3 protein-coding genes are annotated in these 3,286 nt (G+C 47.4%); all 3 read right to left on the reverse strand.

The features are described from left to right. Positions 1-191: 191 nt before the first annotated feature. Positions 192-1,493 carry a replication protein gene (locus ACN0IC_RS14700; RefSeq protein WP_416879531.1) on the reverse strand — a complete coding sequence of 434 codons (1,302 nt, stop codon included), beginning with the start codon at positions 1,491-1,493 and terminating at the stop codon, positions 192-194. A 221-nt stretch (positions 1,494-1,714) separates the two neighbouring features. Continuing rightward, the gene (locus ACN0IC_RS14705; RefSeq protein ID WP_416879532.1) at positions 1,715-2,977 is read right to left on the reverse strand and encodes a relaxase/mobilization nuclease domain-containing protein; all 1,263 of its coding nucleotides are present in this window, start codon (positions 2,975-2,977) and stop codon (positions 1,715-1,717) included. A gap of 67 nt (positions 2,978-3,044) precedes the next feature. Continuing rightward, positions 3,045-3,286, reverse strand: a 242-nt coding sequence (locus ACN0IC_RS14710) for a MobC family plasmid mobilization relaxosome protein (protein WP_416879533.1), incomplete at its 5' end; no start/stop codon positions are given.

Below are 3,286 nucleotides of genomic sequence, written 5' to 3' on the forward strand. Positions count from 1 at the left end.
GCCTTAGCTTTAAGTTAAAAACCCAACTTCTCAAAACCTTGTTCGGTCATCCTGACGGGCTTTGCCACTTAGTAATAGGGGACGTTTTGGTCTCATTCTCTAAAAAGCTAATAAAATCAACATGTTGGAACCAAAAAATAGGGTATCAGGATAGGGCGGTTTTGCCCTGTCTTGATACCCTATAGATTGGGTCAAATCTGACCGTTTTTTTTCTTCCTGTAGTACGTCGCGCGACTGATTCCTAAAGCCTCCCAAGGCTGTCTCTTGCGCTCTGAATCAGCATGGGAACGTGCGCCATTCTCGCGCCTCTCTTGCACTTTTCTGATCTTGTCGCGCTCAAGTCTGCGAGTCTTTGCAAGCTCTGGTGAAATGATCGTTTTGAGCTTCGCTTGCTCTTCTTCTGTGATCTCGAAAATTTCGATTAGCTTGGCATTTTTAGGCGTATACAGCGGTACGCATTCTTTGCCATTAAACGTCACACGCTCGCCGTTGTTGTACGCTTCGACTTTTGCTTTCAATGTGCCAAGCTCTGACTCTTTCAGCTTCCAATCCGGCGCGATTTCATGAGCGAGTGAGTGGGCAGAACTGAGCAGTGTATTGCTATTTATCTGACCACTAAGACACATGAAATTGAGCAACCAAAGCAACGACACCATGCGAGAACCAACCGCGACACCGCCCCTCATCTCGAACAAATCGCGCAAATCGTGCAGTCTGTCCCAAGCCAATTGATTGCGACTGAAGCTTTTGAGATTGCCAGTTCTCCCGCCCTCAATAACAGAGAATTTCTTTTTTGGGGTCTTTTTGGCTTCTTCTCTTTTCTGCTTCAACTCATCGCGAGTGAGTGGCAAGACAGCATCAGCTAAAGCGTCAAAAGAGTGCGTAGAATCGTCAAAATAGACGACTCGGCATGTTTCCCCTGACTTCTGGTTTACGCTTCCCACAACACGTAAAACACGGCTTGCATCGCGTGCTGCCGGATCAGCGCCAAAGTCTTTGAACATGTCGCCCAAGAATTGCTGGGAAAGATTCCAGCGGGGCAATGCACGAGCTGGCAATGCGTAGTCATATAACCATTTCACCTGAAGCCCACGACCAGAGAAGACAATAATGGATGGCGCGGGTATACCACTATCCTCGCAACGCTGAAGCAATAGCGGAACCATTGCCTCTGGCGAAACGTCCGCATATTTACTGCGATAAGTGTCCAGGTCGATGAACGACATTGGGATGCGAAGAAGATTGACAAGCAAGCGAGACTTAAACTTGAACTCGCACTGAGAAATCCAGATATCGTCATATTTGGAGTCAGCGATAGTTGCCATTGTCTCGGGTAATTCGCTGGATATATGGGTTCGCTGGATAGTTTTTGAAGTATTGGCGGGGCGGAAAAGATAAGAAAAACAGCCGTAGCGGTGATTGTTTAAATACAATCCCGCCTCATCTAAGCCGTTGATTTCAAAGAGATTTTTGGTTTTTTGATTAGTCAGCACATCGCACCAGACCCGTGGCGGTCTGATTTAGTGCTTGACTTAAAGTTGACTTGTGTAGTATCATAGTTGTCACCTGTTAAGTAAGTAGAAGTCAGCCCCGCGAGTCCGCCACAGACTCAAGGGGCTTTATTTTTGCCCGCTTGTTTTTATTATGAAAAACTAATGCAGGCTCCCAATCTCCGAATCTAACACAGATATATATATAAATCAAGCAAAATAAATCAGCTCAAATCAAGTCCTGTGCTCTTCTTCTTCTGTTTTGTCATTTCTTTATTGTGCGTGTCAATTGCGCTACGCACTCTGTCAAGTTTTCGTTCTCGCTCGACAGCTTCTCCAGCTCTTTTGCTGTTTTTTCGCAATAATTCATCAAGAGTCTCATGTCTTCCCGAAGACTCTGCAATTCGCTTTCGTTTTTCTCTATATATTCTGTCAAAGTACGCATTATTTGATCGTCTATTTTTCCCATCGTCTTTCTCCTTTGTTGTTGTTATTTCATCGGCAGGCACACGTTCTGACCTTCTAATTCCCCCACGCTTTCGCATAAAATCAGGTCTGAGCGGGTCGGATGTTTTGCTACCAATGCCATGTCTTGCATGTAAAGCGTAGCGCCCGCGCCTGCTAACATTCCCAAGATCAAAACCATTGTTATTGATGCTATGAGTGTTTTGATTGGTCGGGTTCTTTTGATAGCGCTTTTCGTTGTCGATTCGACGCTTTCCATGTAGCTCTTCGTAGATGCTGCGAGCTTCTTTTGCTCGTTCTTCGCGTGCTCGCTCAGTTCTCTCATAAACTGTTGCACTTCCGTTTCTCGCGTAGTCATGCGATTTGAATCCTTCTTCATATATCACCCCCTTTAGTCGTATGTTTTTGCCTCCTTTCGGGTCGGCTATGCTTATCATGTTTTTGTATTCTTTAACCACTTTTAGGTTCTCACGCTTCAATTCTTCCAGCACATCGCGGCGGTTTGTGACAAGTCCCATTGCGTACTTCTCAGCCATTGCATCATTGATTTCCGCTATGCGTTCTTTGCGATTTTCGGGAAGTCTTTTTGAAAGCGAGTAGGCTCTTTTTTTCTCTGGATCATTGGGGTCAGAAAAGCCATATTCTGCATTTATCGCGTCTTTCCAAGCGTCGATTCGTGGCATGTCTGCGCTGTGATAGTAAGCATTCAAGCGGTTCCCTGTTCTCAGCTCTTCGCCTGCTACGATGAAGTGAAGCTCGGTTCTGCCCTTGTCTTCGTGTTTCACCCAAACGCTGGAATACTGGTCGGGGTCGAGACCCGGAAGCAAAGCACGCTCAAAGTCTTCGATGATGGATTGCAGGGTGTCATCGGGTAGGTTCGACTCTGCGAAATTTAATGAACCAGACGTATAGCGTCCTGCGTGGTTTCCCTCGCCCACAATCTGGCACCAGTCGGATGCATTGCCTTGCATTAAAACAGGCGCAACGGCGCGCTCTGTGCCCGTGTGGTCATGCTCCGACATGAGATACCCGACGGCTTTTTTTGCGTCTCTGCGCGGGTTCTTTGACCCTTTCCCGTGTGGTGTGAAACTAACCAACATCGGACACCTCCGCCACGGCCTGGCCGATGGTGTGATGGTCGCGGATCTGCTCAAGCTCGTCTTCCATGTCATGGAGTGCAGACAGCAGGCGCAAAGCGTCGAGATGCTCGCCCTGTGCTCGCATCTGGTTGGCTGTCTTCGTCAGTTGGTTGAGATTGTTGCCAATGCGTGCCAGCTCTCTGACAAGCTCTGGATCAACTTTTGGCGTGGGCTTCTTGCGGGGTTGGTAGC

The organism is Litorimonas sp. (assembly GCA_029936425.1).
Lineage (GTDB): Bacteria > Pseudomonadota > Alphaproteobacteria > Caulobacterales > Maricaulaceae > Litorimonas.